Origin of the sequence: Nonlabens arenilitoris (assembly GCF_002954765.1) — a bacterium.
GTDB classification, from domain to species: Bacteria; Bacteroidota; Bacteroidia; order Flavobacteriales; family Flavobacteriaceae; genus Nonlabens; species Nonlabens arenilitoris.
Map to the genome: position 1 here is coordinate 2,363,266 of NZ_MTPW01000001.1, position 18,445 is coordinate 2,381,710.

General features: G+C 34.6%; 19 protein-coding genes. 5 read left to right on the forward strand and 14 right to left on the reverse strand.

The features are described from left to right. Window position 1 precedes the first annotated feature (1 nt). The 5 genes from BST92_RS10435 to purE all read right to left on the reverse strand — a co-directional run bounded on the left by BST92_RS10435 (window position 2) and on the right by purE (window position 3,693). The gene (locus BST92_RS10435; protein WP_105071395.1) at window positions 2-247 is read right to left on the reverse strand and encodes a hypothetical protein; all 246 of its coding nucleotides are present in this window, start codon (window positions 245-247) and stop codon (window positions 2-4) included. 3 nt (window positions 248-250) lie between these two features. Beyond that, on the reverse strand, window positions 251-814 hold the full coding sequence (locus BST92_RS10440) for a sigma-70 family RNA polymerase sigma factor (RefSeq protein ID WP_105071396.1): 564 nt from the start codon (window positions 812-814) through the stop codon (window positions 251-253). A 7-nt stretch (window positions 815-821) separates the two neighbouring features. Further along, a complete protein-coding gene (locus tag BST92_RS10445; RefSeq protein WP_105071397.1) occupies window positions 822-2,882 on the reverse strand; it encodes a M3 family metallopeptidase in 2,061 nt (686 codons plus the stop codon). Between the two features lie 84 nt (window positions 2,883-2,966). Beyond that, the gene (locus BST92_RS10450) at window positions 2,967-3,206 is read right to left on the reverse strand and encodes a hypothetical protein (protein WP_105071398.1); all 240 of its coding nucleotides are present in this window, start codon (window positions 3,204-3,206) and stop codon (window positions 2,967-2,969) included. After that, window positions 3,199-3,693: a 5-(carboxyamino)imidazole ribonucleotide mutase gene (gene purE, locus BST92_RS10455; RefSeq protein ID WP_105071399.1), complete on the reverse strand. Its 495-nt coding sequence runs from the start codon at window positions 3,691-3,693 to the stop codon at window positions 3,199-3,201. The genes BST92_RS10450 and purE overlap by 8 nt, the downstream gene beginning before the upstream one ends. A 194-nt stretch (window positions 3,694-3,887) precedes the next feature. Here purE and msrB (BST92_RS10460) point away from each other — a divergent pair, with 194 nt between their 5' ends. Then, window positions 3,888-4,400, forward strand: a complete 513-nt coding sequence (msrB, locus tag BST92_RS10460) for a peptide-methionine (R)-S-oxide reductase MsrB (RefSeq protein WP_105071400.1) — start codon at window positions 3,888-3,890, stop codon at window positions 4,398-4,400. A gap of 72 nt (window positions 4,401-4,472) precedes the next feature. After that, entirely contained in the window at window positions 4,473-4,856 is a 384-nt protein-coding gene (gene msrB / locus BST92_RS10465) for a peptide-methionine (R)-S-oxide reductase MsrB (RefSeq protein WP_105071401.1), read from the forward strand. A gap of 55 nt (window positions 4,857-4,911) precedes the next feature. Here msrB (BST92_RS10465) and BST92_RS10470 read toward each other — a convergent pair whose 3' ends face one another. From BST92_RS10470 to BST92_RS10480, 3 genes are all read right to left on the reverse strand, one after another. After that, a complete protein-coding gene (locus BST92_RS10470; RefSeq protein ID WP_105071402.1) occupies window positions 4,912-5,604 on the reverse strand; it encodes a hypothetical protein in 693 nt (230 codons plus the stop codon). A gap of 156 nt (window positions 5,605-5,760) precedes the next feature. Continuing rightward, window positions 5,761-6,894 (reverse strand): DEAD/DEAH box helicase, encoded by a 1,134-nt coding sequence (locus BST92_RS10475; RefSeq protein ID WP_105071403.1) that lies wholly within the window; start codon window positions 6,892-6,894, stop codon window positions 5,761-5,763. 132 nt (window positions 6,895-7,026) lie between these two features. Further along, window positions 7,027-7,866: an OmpA family protein gene (locus BST92_RS10480; protein ID WP_105071404.1), complete on the reverse strand. Its 840-nt coding sequence runs from the start codon at window positions 7,864-7,866 to the stop codon at window positions 7,027-7,029. A 50-nt stretch (window positions 7,867-7,916) separates the two neighbouring features. Here BST92_RS10480 and BST92_RS10485 point away from each other — a divergent pair, with 50 nt between their 5' ends. Beyond that, complete coding sequence (locus tag BST92_RS10485; RefSeq protein ID WP_105071405.1) at window positions 7,917-8,522, forward strand: DNA-3-methyladenine glycosylase; 606 nt, start codon at window positions 7,917-7,919, stop codon at window positions 8,520-8,522. A 3-nt stretch (window positions 8,523-8,525) separates the two neighbouring features. Here BST92_RS10485 and BST92_RS10490 read toward each other — a convergent pair whose 3' ends face one another. From BST92_RS10490 to BST92_RS10515, 6 genes are all read right to left on the reverse strand, one after another. Further along, window positions 8,526-9,269 (reverse strand): LytR/AlgR family response regulator transcription factor, encoded by a 744-nt coding sequence (locus tag BST92_RS10490; RefSeq protein ID WP_105071406.1) that lies wholly within the window; start codon window positions 9,267-9,269, stop codon window positions 8,526-8,528. Further along, window positions 9,266-9,607 carry a LytS family sensor histidine kinase gene (locus BST92_RS15150; protein WP_211292478.1) on the reverse strand — a complete coding sequence of 114 codons (342 nt, stop codon included), beginning with the start codon at window positions 9,605-9,607 and terminating at the stop codon, window positions 9,266-9,268. The genes BST92_RS10490 and BST92_RS15150 overlap by 4 nt, the downstream gene beginning before the upstream one ends. An 89-nt stretch (window positions 9,608-9,696) precedes the next feature. Beyond that, complete coding sequence (locus BST92_RS15155) at window positions 9,697-10,065, reverse strand: histidine kinase (RefSeq protein WP_211292479.1); 369 nt, start codon at window positions 10,063-10,065, stop codon at window positions 9,697-9,699. Window positions 10,066-10,692: 627 nt separating this feature from the next. After that, window positions 10,693-11,211 (reverse strand): hypothetical protein, encoded by a 519-nt coding sequence (locus tag BST92_RS10505; protein WP_105071408.1) that lies wholly within the window; start codon window positions 11,209-11,211, stop codon window positions 10,693-10,695. 137 nt (window positions 11,212-11,348) lie between these two features. Then, on the reverse strand, window positions 11,349-12,545 hold the full coding sequence (locus BST92_RS10510) for an MSCRAMM family protein (protein WP_146105144.1): 1,197 nt from the start codon (window positions 12,543-12,545) through the stop codon (window positions 11,349-11,351). Between the two features lie 55 nt (window positions 12,546-12,600). Then, window positions 12,601-14,316, reverse strand: coding sequence for an OmpA family protein (locus BST92_RS10515; RefSeq protein ID WP_105071410.1), 1,716 nt, complete (start codon window positions 14,314-14,316; stop codon window positions 12,601-12,603). A 312-nt stretch (window positions 14,317-14,628) separates the two neighbouring features. Between BST92_RS10515 and htpG the strand changes: the two genes are divergently transcribed. Next, complete coding sequence (gene htpG / locus BST92_RS10520) at window positions 14,629-16,518, forward strand: molecular chaperone HtpG (protein ID WP_105071411.1); 1,890 nt, start codon at window positions 14,629-14,631, stop codon at window positions 16,516-16,518. A gap of 565 nt (window positions 16,519-17,083) precedes the next feature. Continuing rightward, window positions 17,084-18,364: a hypothetical protein gene (locus BST92_RS10525; protein ID WP_170061740.1), complete on the forward strand. Its 1,281-nt coding sequence runs from the start codon at window positions 17,084-17,086 to the stop codon at window positions 18,362-18,364. The last annotated feature ends 81 nt before the right edge of the window (window positions 18,365-18,445 follow it).

Sequence of the window (18,445 nt, forward strand, 5' to 3'; positions counted from 1 at the left end):
CCTACTTATTCATAGCATCTTTAAGTTTTTTCTTAATAGAATTTTTCTGAGACTTAGACAGTTTAACCCATCCTAGACTATTGATTGTTCTTGAAAATAAGCGTGACTTTTTATCAAAGCTTCTACATCCTAGACAATGTCCATGATGTAATTTTATCCTAAATTTTTCTTTAGGAGAAAGATCATTATACTGATCTCTAGTGCTTAAAATACTCGCCTCATCACACGAGATAAAAATTCTACTCATTTTTTAATCCTTCTTATACCATTTGCTATTCAAGCAATCCATCAACTGTACACGCGCACGGTGGATGATTACCCATAGGTTGGACGCTGTGATATCATGTTCCTTACAGATAGTTTCAGTATCCAACTTGTCAATGGTTTTCTGGACAAATATAGTTGCATATCTCTCGGGTAAGGCAGCAATACATTCATTTAATGCTACACCTAGTTCTTTTTGTTCAATTTCATCTTCAACATTAGGATTACGCAGGTCTCTAACCTGTTCTTCCATCCAGTCACCGTTTTGATCATTATTATCTAGGTAACTCATCCGCACTTCGGCCTGACCTTTTTTTGAGTTAGACTTACGATAATGATCTATAATTTTACGTTTGAGTATAGAGATCAACCAGGTACGTTCTGTCGATTGACCTTTAAATCTATGAGCACTTTTTAAACCTGCCAGAAAGGTCTCAGACACCAGGTCTTGAGCCATAATAGAGTCGTTAACTCTAGAAATGGTAAAGTTGAAAAGGTAGTCGCCATAACGGTCTACCCATTTTTCAGGTATTAATTTTACTTCTGGCATCGTTTATTTATGTGACGAGTCCTGCTCTTTTAAGCAAGGCATCTATTTTAGGTTCGCTTCCACGGAAACGTTTATATAATAACATAGGGTTTTGTGTTCCTCCTTTTGATAAAATATGATCTTTAAAACTGGTTGCTGTTGTTCTATCAAAAATCCCTTTCTCTTTAAATAACTCAAAGGCATCGGCATCTAATACTTCTGCCCATTTATAACTGTAATATCCTGCACTGTATCCACCTTGAAAAATATGTCCAAAGGCCGTACTCATACAACTTGAAGAAACATCTGGATACAAATCTGTTTTTTCAAAAACGGTTCTTTCGTGACCTTTTACATCTGTAATATCTGATGGATTAATACCATGCCAGCTCATATCTAGCATACCAAAAGATAACTGTCTTAAGGTCTGTAAACCTTCTTGAAAGTTTGCTGCTTTTTTAATTTTTTCAATATACTCTAGTGGTATGACTTCGTCAGTTTCATAATGTCTAGCAAAAATTTCTAATGCTTCCTTTTCATAACACCAATTCTCTAAAATCTGGCTGGGTAATTCTACAAAATCCCAGTAAACCGATGTTCCAGATAAACTGCGGTATTGCGTGTTTGCTAGCATACCATGTAGGGCATGACCAAATTCGTGGAACAAAGTAGTAACTTCATTAAAGGTTAATAAGGAAGGTTTTGTTTTTGTAGGTTTAGTAAAATTACAAACGATGGACACATGCGGTCGTACATTTTTTTCATGTTCTACATATTGACTTTTAAAAGAAGTCATCCAGGCACCATTACGTTTTCCTTTACGAGGAAAGAAGTCTGCATAAAAAATAGAATTTAAACTACCATCCTCATTTTTAACTTCATAAGTCATGACATCTTCATGATACTTATCTATTTGTGTGGATTTTTCAAAACTTAATCCAAAAAGACGATTTGCCACCTCAAACGCGCCATCGATTACATTTTCTAGTTTAAAATAAGGTTTTAATAATTCATCATCTAGTTCAAAGAGTTGTTTCTTCAACTTCTCAGCATAGTAAGCGGCATCCCATTTTTGCAATTTTGTGATAGGTTCGCTCACATCAGATTTTGAAGCTGCAGCTATGGCAAAATTTTGTAATTCTAAAAAGTCACGTTCTGCGGCAGGTTTTGCTTTTTCTAGAATTTCGTTTGAAAATTCCATGACCTTTTCTGGTGTCATAGCCATACGTTCTTCTAGTACAAAATGGGCATGTGTTTTATAACCTAAAAGTTGTGCTCTTTCATATCTTAAAGTCGCTATTTGAAGCACGTTATCTTGGTTGTCAAAATCGTCTTTAAAAGCTTTAGACCCAAAAGCTATAGACAATTCTTTACGTAATTCACGATCATCTACATAGGTCATGAACGGTATATAACTAGGGTAGTCTAATGTAAAAATATATCCTTCTTTTCCTTTAGCTTTTGCAAGCTCAGCTGCAGCTTCTTTTGCACTTTCTGGTAAACCAGCTAATCTTGAATCATCTGTTAGATGTAATTCAAAAGCATTAGTTGCCGCTAGTACATTCTCACCAAATTTTAAGGTCAACTGGGATAGTTGGCTATCTATTTCGCGTAAGCGTGATTTTTTATCTTCACTTAAATTTGCGCCATTACGTGAGAAACTCTTATACTTTTTGTCTAATAGAGTAGATTGCTCAACATTCAAATCGAGATTCTCTTTAGAATCATAGACCTCTTTAACACGTTTAAATAAGTCTTCATTTAACGTGATATCATTACCGAATTGTGACAGCTTAGGACTTATCTCTCTCGCAATACGTTGAATCTCATCGTTAGTCTCTGCACTGTTAAGATTGAAAAATATACTAGAAATACGACTTAATAAATCACCAGACATGTCTAGCGCCTCAATGGTGTTTTCAAATGTAGGAGTATCTGTATTATTAGTTATTGCGTTTATCTCTTTACGAGCTTGATCTATAGCAATATCAAAAGCCTCTTCAAAATGCTCTTCTTTAATTTTTGAAAAAGGAGCAGTGTCTTGAAAAGTATTAAATTTTTCTAATAAAGGGTTTTTAGTAACACTCATGATATGGTAAAATTAATCTTCAAAAGTCAATATGTTCCATGTAGAACTGTTAAACTTTTGTACAAAAAGGTTAAACAAATTTATTTAAATAAAGAAGTAGCCATAGCCGCCTAGTACAATCATTAATATACTGTGTATGATGCCCAGGTAATTGTATCTAGCTTTTACAAATTGTCTATTGATGATTATAGACATTAAGAAATGAATACCGCCTGCGGTAAGAAACTGCCACTGCGGTGTATATTTATCCAGCCCCATAATTACAAGCCAAACAAGGGTAAGACCTATGGTAATAATCGATGCTATTTGAAATGATCTAGCCATTGTTGCGCATCTCTTGTGCGGCCTTAGTAACTTTTTCCTTAAGACTTTCTTTGTAAGCAACAATACGCTCACGTACGTCTTCTTGAGTAGCTCCTATGATTTGGGCAGCAAGTATACCGGCATTTTTTGCACCATTAAGTGCCACCGTTGCGACAGGTACGCCACCAGGCATTTGTAATATTGATAATACACTGTCCCAGCCATCAATAGAATTTGATGATTTAACAGGAACACCTACTACAGGTAAAGGAGATAAACTAGCCACCATACCTGGTAAATGTGCAGCTCCACCAGCACCAGCGATAATTACCGCAATGCCATTTTTATGAGCATTTTTACCAAAATCATACATTTTCTCTGGTGTACGATGAGCACTAACTACATCCACTTCAGTCTTTATTCCTAATTCTTTTAAAACATCTATAGCATCTTGCATCACTGGCAAGTCACTAGTAGAGCCCATTATAATTGCTACTTTTTTATTCATGCCCTAAAATTAGCAATTATGCCGTAAAGGCAGTCGCTATTTAATAGCATTTTTTATTTTCTTTTGTTTCTGCAGTCATTCCTACTTACTGTTTACTTATCTGCAATGTTTTTGTGATATAAACGACATAATACTTAACAAATCTTAAAGAACCGTAAACCTTATTATCACGTAACTTTACTTAAAAATAAGACATGAAATATTTAATAATAGCATTAACTCTCATAGCAACTATAGGTTGCAAAACTTCAACAACCGAACTAGCTCAAAATGAGACCCAAGAAAAAGTATATGAAGTACAGAAATCAGATGCCCAATGGAAAGCAGAATTAACGCCTGCACAATACGATGTGTTACGCCGTGCTGGTACTGAGCGACCTCACACTAGTCCTTTAAATAAGCAATATGCCGCAGGAACCTTGATCTGTGCAGGTTGTAATGCTCCTGTTTATGATAATGCTCACAAATTTGATTCAGGTACAGGATGGCCTAGTTATGATAGGGCTATTGAAGGTCAGGTAGAACGTGATGTCGATTATAAAATAGGATATGCTCGTACAGAATTAAAATGTAATACATGTGGTAGTCACCTAGGACATGAGTTTAATGATGGGCCTAGTGATACAACAGGTAAACGCCATTGCATAAATGGAGTAGCTCTAGAATTTATACCTGAAGGTGAGGCAATTCCTGCATTAAATAAATAATCCCATAAGCTGGTGTGGATTACGCTTTCGCGAAAGCGTATTTACAAATCAAACCGAACAAACAATAGTATTATGTTAGAAAAAACAGAAGCTGAATGGAAAAAAGAACTCACTCCAGAGCAATATAGAGTTCTAAGAGAAAAAGGAACAGAGCGACCATTTACAGGTGAGTATAATACGCATTATGAAGATGGAACTTATAGCTGTGCCGCCTGTGGAAATGATTTATATAAGTCTGAAACTAAATTTGACAGCGGTTGTGGATGGCCATCTTTTGATGATGAAATAGAAGGAGCTATTATGCGCAAACGTGATGTATCTCATGGTATGATACGTACCGAGATTATGTGTGCTAACTGCGGTAGCCATCTAGGCCATGTTTTTAACGATGGACCTACAGCTACTGGGATTAGACACTGCGTGAATAGTGTGAGTATAGATTTTAAAAGTGAGTGATTTAGGTTACGGTCTCAGTAATGGTTTAAATCTCTATAGCACTTTAGTTGTGACTTTATTTATTATTTGTTTTATCTGAAGTAATTATCTTATAGTCATTATAATAAAATTCACTAAAAATTAAAATCGGTTGGTTTTCAATTTTATAGTTATGAACCTTTTCTTTTGGGGCTGTTGACATTGGAATTTTATATTCTTTGTAAAAATCGCTTTCGGCAAACTTAAGATAGGATTTTATAACTGATTTCAAAACTTGCTCAGAGAAGTCCTCGCTAATTGAGTTATCATTGCGAAATATAAGATGAGGTAACTGATCTAAATTATTAACTTTTTGGAAATAGTTAATGCTTTTGGATTCAATGTGTCTGAAATCCACAATTTCATTGTTAAAGAATACTTTCTTATCAATTTGAGTTTCAATTACTAAAGGATGTATTATAGGAGGTGGTGGAACACTCAGACAATATTCTCCTGCAAAACTATTAATTTCATATGTTCCAGTGTTATAATTAAACCTAAAGGAATCTACACAATTCTTTTTGAATTTAAAGTCTGACCTTATTAAAACATAAATCTCTTGAACACTCAAATTGGCGGGAAAATCAATTGTCGGGACATTATCATCATCATTTCTCAACAAATAAGCTTTGTAATCAAAGGCTTTTTCCTCAGGAACTTCAATTACAACCGAGTCCTTGCAAGAACTAAAAGCTAAGATGAGTATAGAAAGAATCAATAATATTTTCATGTAGGTAAGTCATCAAGTTTTGTGCCTTTAAGTATTTTAAACTTAAACTTAAACTTAAACTTAAACCTAAACTTAAACCTAAACTTAAACCTAAACTTAAACCTAAACTTACACTTGATACTGCACTGCGAGTAAAAACTTAAAAAAGACTGCCCACTACTTAGGATTCCACTCTGGTAAATCCTCAGTCCAGACTTTGATTTTCATTTTCTTTTGTATTACGCGCCAGTGGTGTGATTCTTCGGGACTTATAAGTGTGATCGCTTCTCCTGGATTTTCAGCACGACCGGTTCTTCCTATACGGTGAACAAAGTCTTTAGGAGATCGAGGTAATTCATAATTTACTACAAAAGGTAAAAACTCGATGTCTATTCCGCGAGCGAGTAGATCTGTTGAGACTAATGCTGTTAATTCTCCTGATTTGAATTCGCTCAATGCAGAGTTTCTTGCACCTTGACTTTTCTTACTATGAATAGCTTTTGAGGCTATTCCGTTCTTTTTGAGCTTATCATTTACATGATCGACTTGATAGGTGGAAGAGCAGAAAATTAGTACTTGAGTCATCTCTTTTTCTTTCATGAGATGTCTTAATAATTCACCTTTTTTATTCTCAGTGACTCGATAACCTATTTGCTTAATTAAAGATATTTCTTCTTCCTTTTCTTCTACAGATGCGGTTACTGGATCATCCAACAAAACTCTTTGTAATTCATCAACATCTTCACTCAACGTGGCAGAGAATAACAAGTTTTGTCTTCTATTAGGCAATAGCTTTAGAATCTGGTCGAGTTCCTTTTTAAAACCTTTAGTTAGCATTTTATCGGCTTCATCGAGGACTAAAGCTTTGACATTTTTTAAATGCACTGCGTTTGCTTCAATAAGTTCTAACAATCTACCAGGTGTCGCTACTAGAATATCGACATTATTCATCTTACGCATTTGCGGATTGATGGAAGCACCACCATAAACGGCCATAGTAATTAAAGGCTTTGTTAAAGCTTTAGAGTATGGAATAAAAACCTCACTTACTTGCGCTGCTAGTTCTCTAGTAGGTACCAGTATCAATGCGGTAATATGTCTGTTTTCAGATTCAATTCCTTCTAGTCGCTGTAAAAGCGGTAAGGCATATGCCATGGTTTTACCAGATCCAGTTTTTGCAATTCCTAGCACATCTTTACCAGCAAGAATATCAGGCATGGCTAGCTTTTGAATAGGTGTAGGGTGAGAAAATTGATTTTCTCTTAAGGCAAAAAGTAATTGGTTAGATAATCCTAAGGATTCAAAAGACATATGTTGATTTTATACCATGCAAAGATAGCTCGTTTTTACAGTAAAATACAGTTGTCTTAGTATGTGTAACTGATAAGAGATGTAGTTTTAAAATTTCAAATTTAGAATATCAAATTCTCAAGTTGACTATTTTTAATCATCTTCACGTATTCCTGTGATATGAATTTCAACTCTACGGTCATAAAAATCACCTTTTCCAGTTTTAAAATTAGCCTGTTTCCCTACGGTCGTTAGGCGATCAGCAGCGACTCCATATTTAACGAGAAAGCGTTTCACTTGTTCTGCTCTAGCTTGAGATAGATTCCATTGACCTGTGTCCATATCACGTCCATAAACGCCTGGTGATAAACAACATATATGTCCTTGTATTTCGATTTCATATTTTTTATGAAGCAATAGTGAATTAATGATAGAATCCATTACAGGAAAAGAAGATTCTCTTAATACATGCCTGCCTGGATAGAAAATGACATTATTAAATACTAGTTTATCACCTATTTGAAGACTGTCTTTTAAGATATCATATGAACGGTATTTTTCAATACTATCGGTTACCACTGCTTTAGGTATATCTATTGTTTTTTTATAGGTTACACTTATTTCTACTCGTCTATTTCTATAACGTTGCGCTTTTATATTGCTACGATTCTTTAATGGTACCTCACCCACAATTTTCTGTTGAAAATAATTGTCTGTAAATCGTGGTTTTAAATAATTGATGACTGATTGTACTCTGTTAGTAGCGAGTTGCAGGTTGTAAGAAACACTACCACGATCATCACAGTAACCAATTAGCGCAATTGCGGTTATTTTTGTTGTTTGATCTACAATTAATCGAGCTTCTATATTTTTAATTGATTGCTCTGTTAGTATTGCACTATCGGTTTCAAAGTATATAGAAAATTCTTCAGTCGATACTTGAGAAAACCCTATGGTTGTAATTAATAAGAAAAGGTATTTTATCATCTTCATAACAATAGGCAAACGTTGCAAGCTTTAAATTAGTGTTTTAATCGCATCTCATGTCACAAAAACTACCACTTTCTTATTACCAGCAAAATGATGTGGTGTATCTCGCAAAAAATTTAATAGGTAAGAAGGTAGTGAGTAACATTAACGGAGAACTGACAAGTGGTATCATAACTGAAACTGAGGCCTATCGAGGCTATGATGATAAGGCCTGCCACGCACATTTAGGACGTTTTACAGACAGGACTAAGGTGATGTATGAACCAGGTGGCGTTGCTTATGTTTACTTGTGCTATGGTATCCATCACTTATTTAATATCATCACAAATATTGATGGTAATGCAGACGCTATCTTAATACGTGCAGTAGAGCCTGTACAAGGTGTCGAAATCATGCTCAAACGCAGAGGTAAAAAGAAACTAGATAAAACACTGACCTCAGGACCTGGCAATTTTAGTAAAGCATTTGCTTTAGATAAGTCACATTATGGAGCAGATTTAACCGGTGATGAGGTATGGATTGAAAAGAATGATTTATTACGCTTTCGCGAAAGCGGTATTACCTCAACCACTAGAATAGGAATCGATTATGCAGGAGATGATAAGCACTTACCACGGCGTTTTTACTTAAATACGAGTCAATTTGTGAGTAAGCGATAGCTTTTAACCACGGAATCGCTCTAAAAATTCAGCACGTTTAGCTCTGGCAACGGGAATAGTAGCGTCACTTGATAAAACTACATAACCATCATTTAAATATTTTACAATGTGTGTGGTATTCACTACATAAGATTTATGAATGTGATAAAAATCGGGATGAGTGAGAAGTTTTTTAAAATGACCGATGCTGCTTGAACTAAGTATGGGTTTGCGATTAGTGAAATGAATTTTAGTGTAACCATCCACGCCTTCACAATGAGTAATGGTCTTTACTTTTACAAACTCAAGACCATCAATAGAAGGAATGACAATCTTCTTTTTTTGAAAATTTTCTTGACTTATGTTTTCTAGTAGTTGTTTGTTTTTTAGGAGTGCATTTTTTTGATTAATATTTATCGTTGCGTTTGTGACCGATTCTACAAGATCTTCATTATCAATAGGTTTTACTAGATATCCTATGGCGCATTGTTTAATAGCATCAAGCGCATACTGATCAAATGCGGTAGCAAAAATGATCTCAAATTGAGGATTTTTAAATTGCTCTAGCACGTCAAAACCGCTCATGCCAGGCATGGCGATGTCTATAAAAACGAGTTGTGGTTGCAACTCGTTAATGATGTCAAATGCCTGTGCCGGTTTTTCTATAGTCGCTATGATGTCTAGTTCTGGACAGAAGCGTTCAATCTTACTTTTAAGAATTGCGATAGCCTTAGGCTCATCATCTATAAGAATGGTTTTTATGCTCATAAGTCCGTTAAATTTTGAATGCTTAGTTCCACGATTGTTCCTGTACCATCATTAAGTTCTGATCGGTCTTGAATAGAGTAGGAGATGTTCCAGTCACCGCTATCGTTTAAAATTTCTAATCGTTCTGCAATTACAGCACTGGAATGAGCCTTTGCAGTACCCATAGTTTGCTTATTGTGTTTTTTAGTCTTGTTAAGTCCTATACCATCATCTTTAATAATAATGATATATTGATTTGTTAACGTTGTAGTCTTAAAGTCCACTTCTATAATACCTGATGAGGTTTTATGAAAAATACCATGATTGACAGCGTTTTCTAGCATAGGCTGTATCATCATTGTAGGTATGCTTAAGTCTGTGATGTCTAGTGTTTTATCTATGTTAATATGGTATGATATTTTATCTTCAAACCTTAATTTTTCAATGTCTAGATATTTTTAATAAAAGCAATTTCTTCTTTAAGGGTAATAGTTTTGGTCCTAGAATAATCAAAAAAAAGGCGCATTAATTTTGAAAATTTTGTGAGGTAATCTTCACTTATTTCTACTTCATTGCGCTGTATATAATACTGGATAGCGTTTAAGCTATTATGCACAAAATGCGGATTCAACTGGCTGCGCAGTGCGTTAAGTTCGCTTTCATATTGTTTCTTTTGAGCCGCTAGTTGATCTTCTAGTTGTTGTTGAAGTAGTTGGTTTTTACGATTGTTGAATGTGATGAAAAGAAAAACCATTCCTATCACAATGACTAGTATTAAGATAAATAGAAATAGGTATGTTATCGCTAGATTATCCATTTAATTTTCTGAGTTTAATTCCATAAATCATGCTACCGTATAAAACTAAACTTGATATAGTAATTATTGAGTAAAAGATATTTTTATGAATCGTAATTAATTCTTGTATCAAGAAGAAAATGACAACTAAGTTTAATTGATAAATGATTACTGCTATTGATACCCAAAATGCTGGTATTCTTTTAAAATTTATGACTTCACTATTATTCAATAGTTGTTGTAAGTAGACAAATACGTTGATCAAAATAATTATTGAAATAATAAAATTGGAATAGTAAAAATTTCAAAAAGAAAATTTTGGTACAACATATTTATTAAAAACGATAATAAACCTATAGATATACTAGTAATTAATAATTTGTTGTTTTTGATGTTTTCATAAAACCAAATGAACAAAACTATATTAGTTAGAATTATAACTAAATTACTAAAAATCAATAAACTAGATTCTTCAACTCTTTTGAAGTAGTTTGCAAATATTTCAATTACAACCGTTATGGAAAGGAAAACTACTAACCATTTTTCAGGTGTATTTTTTAAAATATGCCAGTTGATAATTGCATAAATGAATGCAATTATCATACTGCCATATAAAAAGTATTGAGTGATTGATATAAAATCCACTTCTTATGGATTAGTTATTTGGTTTCCAGACGGTGGCATTCCTGCAGTACCATGATTAAGAACATTTCCTCCTGGAATATTAGGAATATCATTACTTCTACTGCCCGTAGTTGTTCCTGCTGGTACAAAAATGATTGTGCTTGTTAGAGTGCCGTTTTGGTCATTACTTGCAGCTAAGTATGCTCTAATTCCTAAGTTATCATAGTTTCCATTAAAACTTTCTACATGTTCAATAAAACATTTCATATCCTCAAGCTTAAAAAAGACTTCAGTAGAATGGTTGAAATTAACAATAGTGTTAGTAGTATCTCGATATACGATTGTAGGGTCACTAACAGTTGAATTTCTAATAGCTTCATATTGTCTTACCATACCTACAGCTACATCTCGATTAATTTGTCCGTTGTCTCCAGAACAATCAAGTGTTATATCGTCATCTGAAGATGATGTAGGCCAGTTGCAAGCAGTAACTAGTACAACAATACAAGCTATTAATACATAAGTAATTTGTTTAGTTTTCATAAGGTTGGGTTTTAAGTAAGTTTTAAAGGTATATGTTTTTTATTATCGTTAGAATCGCTTTTTTATAAGCGAATTATCATAATAGAACCAGCGCAGCAAGATTGCTCCATACTACGCTGTCCCCTTGAAATGTTACCTTAATTAGGACAAGAATAAAAAGTAATTAACTCGATACTATTGTTTGCTAAGGACACGGTTTCAGTAGTTACAGTTTGTGTCCATCCGGTTTGATTTATGATTCTTATGGTATAGTTTCCATCTGCAAGACCTGAAAAGAAGTAATTACCATTAATATCAGTAGTGCCTATTCTTATAACATTATTGTTACTATCCAGTACTTCAAAAGTCCAGTTGTCTCCTATAGCATCACTAGCATCATTAAACGCTCTATCACATGAATTTATTCCTTCTAGAATATTTAAAATACTGATGGTATTATTTTCACAACAATTTCCTTCATTATCACTATTATTATTAGATATGGCCATATCACCATTAGTAGTAACCATATTACCTAAAAACGAGAATCCTAAGATTACAGAACCTGTATTTAATAAGTAACCTCTTATACTATAAGTATCTGCAGGAAGTGCAAGAGCAGTAGCAGACCATGTTTGAATACCTGTGTTAGGTGACCAATCATATACAGGACTAGTGCTTAGGACGTTATTATTACTGTCTAACAATTCAAAAAATATTTCATCATCTCCTTCAAATGTAAAGCTGAAATCCACTGCAGTATCTTCCAATACACAAAACGCTCGTTCAAATACAAAAGGAACGGCTTGCCCAGCTGAATTCTGAGCATTATTACAGTTGAAACTACCATTAGGTCCTAGGTCAAAAGGTGCCAGAGTGGCTGCGCCAGGTTGATTCACCCATCCGGTGTCAGGTTGACCTGTGAGATTCATAGAAAAAACATCTCCATTAAAAGGAGCTACAGCAGGACTATTACAAGGATTTGCTGGATTATTTCCATTAATTAAAGGTGGTCTGTTCAATACTTTCCAAAACGGGTCTACAGCACCAAAAGCTGCCGGAATCATCATACCTGTATTGTCAATACCACTAGTAAGGTTTAATTCACTAGAAAGGTCACAAGCGGTAGGTATTAAATTAGAATCGCCTATACATTCACAAAACTCATTGATTGTGCCGTCTAGCATACCATTTCCGTTACTATCACATGCATCACCTATGTTAGCTTGTAAATTAGGACAATCAGGATCATCATCTCCGGTGTATCCACAAACTTCATTGCCATCGCAAGAGAAAACAAACATGGCTAGCATGCTCAATCCTATTAATTTAAAATTATTGATATAGTTTTTCATGATTTCTATTTTAAGCCTCAGCCTTATAACAGGCTGAGGAGTTGATTGTTAATTGTTATTCTGGACAGATGACTTTCATCTCTGTTCTACGATTGATTTGATGCTCTGCCTCACTACATTCTGTACCATCTGCACAACGATTCAATAATCTAGTTTCACCATAACCTATTCCTACTACTCGATCTGCATCAATTCCTTGAGAAGCGATGTAATCTCTAGCAGCACTCGCACGATTTTGAGAAAGAGTTTTGTTATAGGCATTAGAACCTCTAGAATCTGTGTGTGAAGAGATTTCAATACGTACACTAGGATTATCTTTCATGAATTGTACTAGTCTGTTTAATTCCGGTTTTGCATCAGCTCTTATGAAGTATTTATCTAGATCATATAAGATGTTTTTAAGAGCTATGGCTCTACCACAGTCAGCTTCTTCTAGACATACTTCCAGTTTTACAAATAGAGTAGTACTACGATCATAATTCTCTGTAGAAATAGTTTCTGTTTGAGAGAAATAATTTGCCTTTTTACCTCTTAGAGAGTAAGTGGCTTTTTGCTTAACATTAAAGATAAACTGACCTTTATCATCAGTCATCGTGTTCTTTTGTTCTGCTTGTGATAAATTGTTCAATATCACAGATACGCCATCAAGAGCCGTATTAGTGTTACATACTACGGCATTACCTTTTAAGATAAAGTTCAGGTCGCTGTAAACGATTTCTTTTTGTAAAGTTTCATTAGGTTTAAATTCACTTTTAACAGCAGCGGTACTTTCTAATTCTACATCATATAGTTTTCCTTCTATGGTGTAGTCATCCTTATTAATATCATTAAACACTACTACACCATAGGCGTTTGATCTTCCAGACTGTATCACATTACCTTCAGCATCTTTAAGGACGATATCAGTGTCTGGTAATAATTCTTTAGTGAACTTATCTCTTGCTGTAACGGCTAGATTGTACTTTTCGCAAACCTGACAATTTTCTTTATCGTGTTTGCTTAATTTAAAACTTACACCAGCAAAAATTCCAACTGAAGATATATCGCAATCACAAGGTTCCTCGCGCTGTCTGTAATCGCGTTGAGAAAGTATGTTCTGCCCTTGATCAGAATTAAAAGTATGGTATCCTGTAGAAATTCCACTTTCTGTTGATTCTGTAACATTAATATGTCTCATGTAATAAGCACCAGCGTGAATTCCCCATTTTTCATTGAAGAAATAGTTGAATCTTGTTTGTAGCTTAAAACTTAAGGCACTGCTCACATCATATCCCGCATGGAAGTTTACAGGTACACTTGTTCCACCGGCTGCCGCAACTTCGTGAGTTACGCGTCCACCTTTTATAGAAGCTAGACCTACACGAGTGTTCAATTCTGCACTAAAGTTGCGACTTGCATTACGATATTGAAAATCAGGTCCTATACCGTAAAATATTCTAGTGATTCCATCTTCAGTAATAGTAGATGAAGTAAATGCTGTACCGTCAAAATCCAGTAACCCATCAGTAGGATAAGTACTTTCTGGACTGTTTTTAATGTAGTCTACATCTAGACCTATACCTATCCAGTTCCAGTAGTAATCAAAGCTTATTCCAGCTTCCAGGCCACCGTTATAATCTATATAAGGTGTGTTGTTAAGGTATGCAGGGAAATCATAACCTATTCTAGGAGAGATTTGGAAATAGTTATCGGTGGTATGATCTATTTGCGCCCAGCCCGATAAACTAATTAAGAGCGTTAAAAACGCCATGGAGAGTTTTAAAAGTTTCATAATTAAAGATTTAGTTTATGTTATAAAGTGAAAGAGCTTGATTCTTCACAATTGGCTAATTCAAATCACAGCTCTGTCACCTTGAATAACAGGACAAATATGTGGTTAACAGTAGGTTTAATCAACGGTCATTTGATTATCGGTAGGTTTCAAACCATCATCGGTTGTTATCATATTCTGATGATTTTACAGTTGTGCTGTCAGCTTGTCATTTATTGATGAAATGGTATTGCATTTGACTAGTAGAAGGAGATTGATAATCACGCTTTCGCGAAAGCGTATACAATATAAACTTTAAGAATATTACATATTATGTCACAACAAGGAACCATTAACGTAGCGGTGGAGAATATTTTCCCGCTGATTAAGAAGTTTTTATACAGTGATCACGAGATTTTTCTACGTGAGCTGATCTCCAACGCTACAGATGCAACTCTTAAGTTACAGCACCTGGCGAGAATAGGTGAAGCAAAAGTGGAACTGGGAGATCAAAAAATAGAAGTAAAGATTAATAAAGATGCAAAAACGCTTCACATCATAGATCAAGGTCTAGGGATGAGTGAAGAAGAAGTGCAGAAATATATTAACGAGGTTGCTTTTTCTGGTGCAGAGGAATTTTTAGAAAAATATAAGGATACTGCCAAGGATAGTGGAATCATAGGACATTTTGGTCTAGGGTTTTATAGTGCCTTTATGGTAGCAGATAAGGTAGATATTATTACTAAGTCATTTAAGGATGAACCTGCGGTGCACTGGTCATGTGATGGTTCACCTAACTACACGATTGAACCAGCAGATAAGAAAGACTTTGGGACAGAAATTGTGTTGCACATTTCTGATGATGAATTAGAGTTTCTAGAAGAATCTCGTATAACAGAACTGTTAAATAAGTATAATAAATTTATGCCTGTCCCAATTAAATTTGGGATGAAGACAGAGACGTTGCCTAAGCCAGAAGATGCCAAAGATGAAGATCCAGCACCTACTCAAGAGGTAGATAACATTATTAATAATCCTAATCCGGCTTGGACTAAACAACCGGCAGATTTAGAAGATCAGGATTACAAGAATTTTTATAGAGAGTTGTATCCTATGCAATTTGAGGAACCTCTTTTTAATATACACCTTAATGTAGATTATCCTTTTAATCTTACCGGTATACTGTATTTCCCTAAAATGACTCAAGATTTGAATGTACAAAAGGATCGTATCCAGTTGTATCAAAATCAAGTGTATGTTACGGATAATGTAGAAGGTATTGTACCAGAGTTTTTAACGATGTTACGTGGTGTTATTGATTCTCCAGATATACCTTTAAATGTGTCTAGATCATATTTACAAGCTGATGGAGCAGTAAAGAAAATATCTAGTTACATTACCCGTAAAGTTGCAGATAAGCTTAAGTCTTTATTCAATGAAGATCGTGCCGCATTTGAAGAAAAGTGGAACGATATAAAAATTGTCATTGAGTATGGAATGTTGAGTGAGGAAAAGTTTTTTGAAAAAGCAGATAAGTTTGCTTTATATCCTACTGTAAATGGTTCTTATTATACATGGGATGAATTAATAGAGAAAATTAAACCTTCTCAAACAAATAAAGATGATAAAACAGTTGTGTTATATACTTCAAATAAAGAAGCTCAACACAGCTATGTGAATGCAGCTACTGATAAAGGGTATGAAGTACTATTGTTAGACTCACCTATCGTATCTCACTTAATGCAAAAACTTGAAACTTCTAAGGAGAACATATCTTTTGTAAGAGTAGATGCAGACCACATTGATAATTTAATTAAAAAGGATGAAGATCAAATTTCTAAATTATCAGATGAGGAAAAAGAATCATTGCAAAAAACAATAACTGACACAATTAGTGATGCGAGTTATACTGTACAAGTAGAAGCTATGAGTAGTGATGCCGCACCATTTATAATTACACAGCCAGAGTTTATGCGTCGTATGAAGGAAATGCAGGCAACAGGTGGTGGTGGAATGATGGGCTTTGGTAATATGCCAGATATGTACAATTTAGTTGTTAATGCAAATCATGACCTAGTCCAAGAGATTTTTAATTCAAAATCTGATGAAAAGAAAGCAAGTTTGATAAAACAATCGGTAGATCTAGCAAAACTTTCTCAAGGTCTTTTAAAAGGAGAAGCCTTAACAGATTTTGTTAAAAGAAGTTATGATTTGATTAAATAAGTATAATTATAAACACTGAATTAAAGCATTCAATATTTAAATATTGAATGCTTTTTTTATGCTTAAAAACTATCCATTTTATGATTTTATTAATAATCCAATTTAATTAGAAATTATCATATTTTGATCATTAATCACATCTTTTGCTGTCTTTTTTGTAGGAGAAATATGTATTAAAACACGTGATTGTTTATGTATTTTAGTTGAATATTAAACGAAATCGTTTTCGATTTTAAGTCATATGTAGTATTTACTTACAAATAGAACTATTAACATAAAATTAACATACTGCCTAAGTGATTGATTTTACTAAGAAAATTTAGTTTTTTTTTATGATTTCTTATTTTTTGAGATTTAACACTTGCACAAGTTTAAAAATCGCTGTTATATTTGGCATGTAATTAAGTGACCGCTCAAGTTTCTTAAGAACAAATTGGCAGATATCCCTATCTCCTGTCATAATTAACCCCTTAGAATAATGAACCTTGGTTCGCAAATGATTATAGCACGTAAGGCTATCATCGTCGCTCGCAAATGTGTTTATATTAATTCTAAATATTTAATTATGAAAAGAGTAATCATGAGTGCCGCGGCACTTGCAATAGGAGGATTTGTCTTTGCACAGACTCCGCAGACAATCACACCAATAGTACAGCAGTCATCTCCGACAGCTGCAGCCACAGTAGGTGGAAACTATTCAGACATCGACCAAAAAGGAATAGGTAGTGATGCAAAGGTTCAACAACAAGGAACAGCAAACGCTTCATTTATCGAGCAAACTGGTACTGATGTAGCAAATCGCAACTCAGTAGATGTGCTACAATGGGGTAATGTACAACCTAGTATAAGTGGACACCTTAACTATTCTGATATCAAGCAAGATGGTGCAGGTAATAATTTCATGGCAACACAACAAGGTGATGAAAATGAAATCTTAGGTTTACAAAATGGATTAGACAATGCTGCACTTGTACAACAAGGAGCAAATACTCCACAACAAGCTCAAAACAATTTAGCTAAAGTAGATCAAGATGGTAAAGATAACTATGCTGAAGTTCAACAACGTTATGATGATAATGAAGCAAGCATCCTTCAAAGAAATGATGCTGCAGCTGGTGTAGGTAACCGTTCTTATCAAGATCAAAGATCAAACCCAAATCAAACTGCAGGACAAGTTGCTATAGGTGAGCAATGGGGTGATAATAACGAGGCTGTACAAATTCAAGATAGTGGTTCTCCTGCATTAGGTGGTGGAAATCATGCTGAAATTCAGCAAGGTGATGCAACGAAAGACGCATCTGATGCATTTGCACAACAAGTTCAGTCTGGTGCAACTAACGAAGCTTATGCTACACAATTCTTATCTGGAGACACTTCTTTCCAAGAACAATTAGGTACAGACAACAAAGCGGTTGTAAATCAAAATACTGCTGGATCTTTAAATGGTGGTGATAACCTGGTTGAGCAATTCCAAGATGGTGATCGTAACGAAGCACGTTCTACTCAAAACGGTAACAACAACATGGTTAACCAAGAGCAGTATGGAATGGATAACTATTCTCGTGTAAGTCAAGGAAATGGACAAGCGGTCGGTAATATGGCTACTTCTATTCAAGATGGTGCTGACCACCATTCTGTGATTAACCAACGTGCAAATGGTAACATGTCGATGGTAGATCAAACGGGTAATGGACAAACAAGTTTAATCAACCAAAATGCGCCATTAGCAGGACAACCAGCATTAACTTCTGGTCAAAACAATGCAACAGTTATTCAAAGAAATGCAAATGTTGCTTTAACTCCTCAAGCTAGAAGAGCGGCAGCAACAAAAAGACACACATTTTAATATTATTTAATAAACCAGTAGGGACGGTTTAATGTGATTTTAAAGTAGGCTAAGGTATTTGAGAGCCTTAGCCGACTTTTA

Bases quoted from the DNA above. Each gene is read 5' to 3' on its own strand.
- BST92_RS10480 (WP_105071404.1), bottom strand. From the start codon at position 7,866: ATGAAGATGATAAAATACCTTTTCTTATTAATTACAACCATAGGGTTT.
- purE (WP_105071399.1), bottom strand. From the start codon at position 3,693: ATGAATAAAAAAGTAGCAATTATAATGGGCTCTACTAGTGACTTGCCA.
- BST92_RS10510 (WP_146105144.1), bottom strand. From the start codon at position 12,545: ATGAAAAACTATATCAATAATTTTAAATTAATAGGATTGAGCATGCTA.
- msrB (WP_105071401.1), top strand. From the start codon at position 4,473: ATGTTAGAAAAAACAGAAGCTGAATGGAAAAAAGAACTCACTCCAGAG.
- msrB (WP_105071400.1), top strand. From the start codon at position 3,888: ATGAAATATTTAATAATAGCATTAACTCTCATAGCAACTATAGGTTGC.
- BST92_RS10445 (WP_105071397.1), bottom strand. From the start codon at position 2,882: ATGAGTGTTACTAAAAACCCTTTATTAGAAAAATTTAATACTTTTCAA.
- BST92_RS10475 (WP_105071403.1), bottom strand. From the start codon at position 6,894: ATGTCTTTTGAATCCTTAGGATTATCTAACCAATTACTTTTTGCCTTA.
- BST92_RS15150 (WP_211292478.1), bottom strand. From the start codon at position 9,607: ATGATGATACAGCCTATGCTAGAAAACGCTGTCAATCATGGTATTTTT.
- htpG (WP_105071411.1), top strand. From the start codon at position 14,629: ATGTCACAACAAGGAACCATTAACGTAGCGGTGGAGAATATTTTCCCG.
- BST92_RS10525 (WP_170061740.1), top strand. From the start codon at position 17,084: ATGAAAAGAGTAATCATGAGTGCCGCGGCACTTGCAATAGGAGGATTT.
- BST92_RS10485 (WP_105071405.1), top strand. From the start codon at position 7,917: ATGTCACAAAAACTACCACTTTCTTATTACCAGCAAAATGATGTGGTG.
- BST92_RS10470 (WP_105071402.1), bottom strand. From the start codon at position 5,604: ATGAAAATATTATTGATTCTTTCTATACTCATCTTAGCTTTTAGTTCT.
- BST92_RS10515 (WP_105071410.1), bottom strand. From the start codon at position 14,316: ATGAAACTTTTAAAACTCTCCATGGCGTTTTTAACGCTCTTAATTAGT.
- BST92_RS10505 (WP_105071408.1), bottom strand. From the start codon at position 11,211: ATGAAAACTAAACAAATTACTTATGTATTAATAGCTTGTATTGTTGTA.
- BST92_RS15155 (WP_211292479.1), bottom strand. From the start codon at position 10,065: ATGGATAATCTAGCGATAACATACCTATTTCTATTTATCTTAATACTA.
- BST92_RS10490 (WP_105071406.1), bottom strand. From the start codon at position 9,269: ATGAGCATAAAAACCATTCTTATAGATGATGAGCCTAAGGCTATCGCA.
- BST92_RS10440 (WP_105071396.1), bottom strand. From the start codon at position 814: ATGCCAGAAGTAAAATTAATACCTGAAAAATGGGTAGACCGTTATGGC.
- BST92_RS10450 (WP_105071398.1), bottom strand. From the start codon at position 3,206: ATGGCTAGATCATTTCAAATAGCATCGATTATTACCATAGGTCTTACC.
- BST92_RS10435 (WP_105071395.1), bottom strand. From the start codon at position 247: ATGAGTAGAATTTTTATCTCGTGTGATGAGGCGAGTATTTTAAGCACT.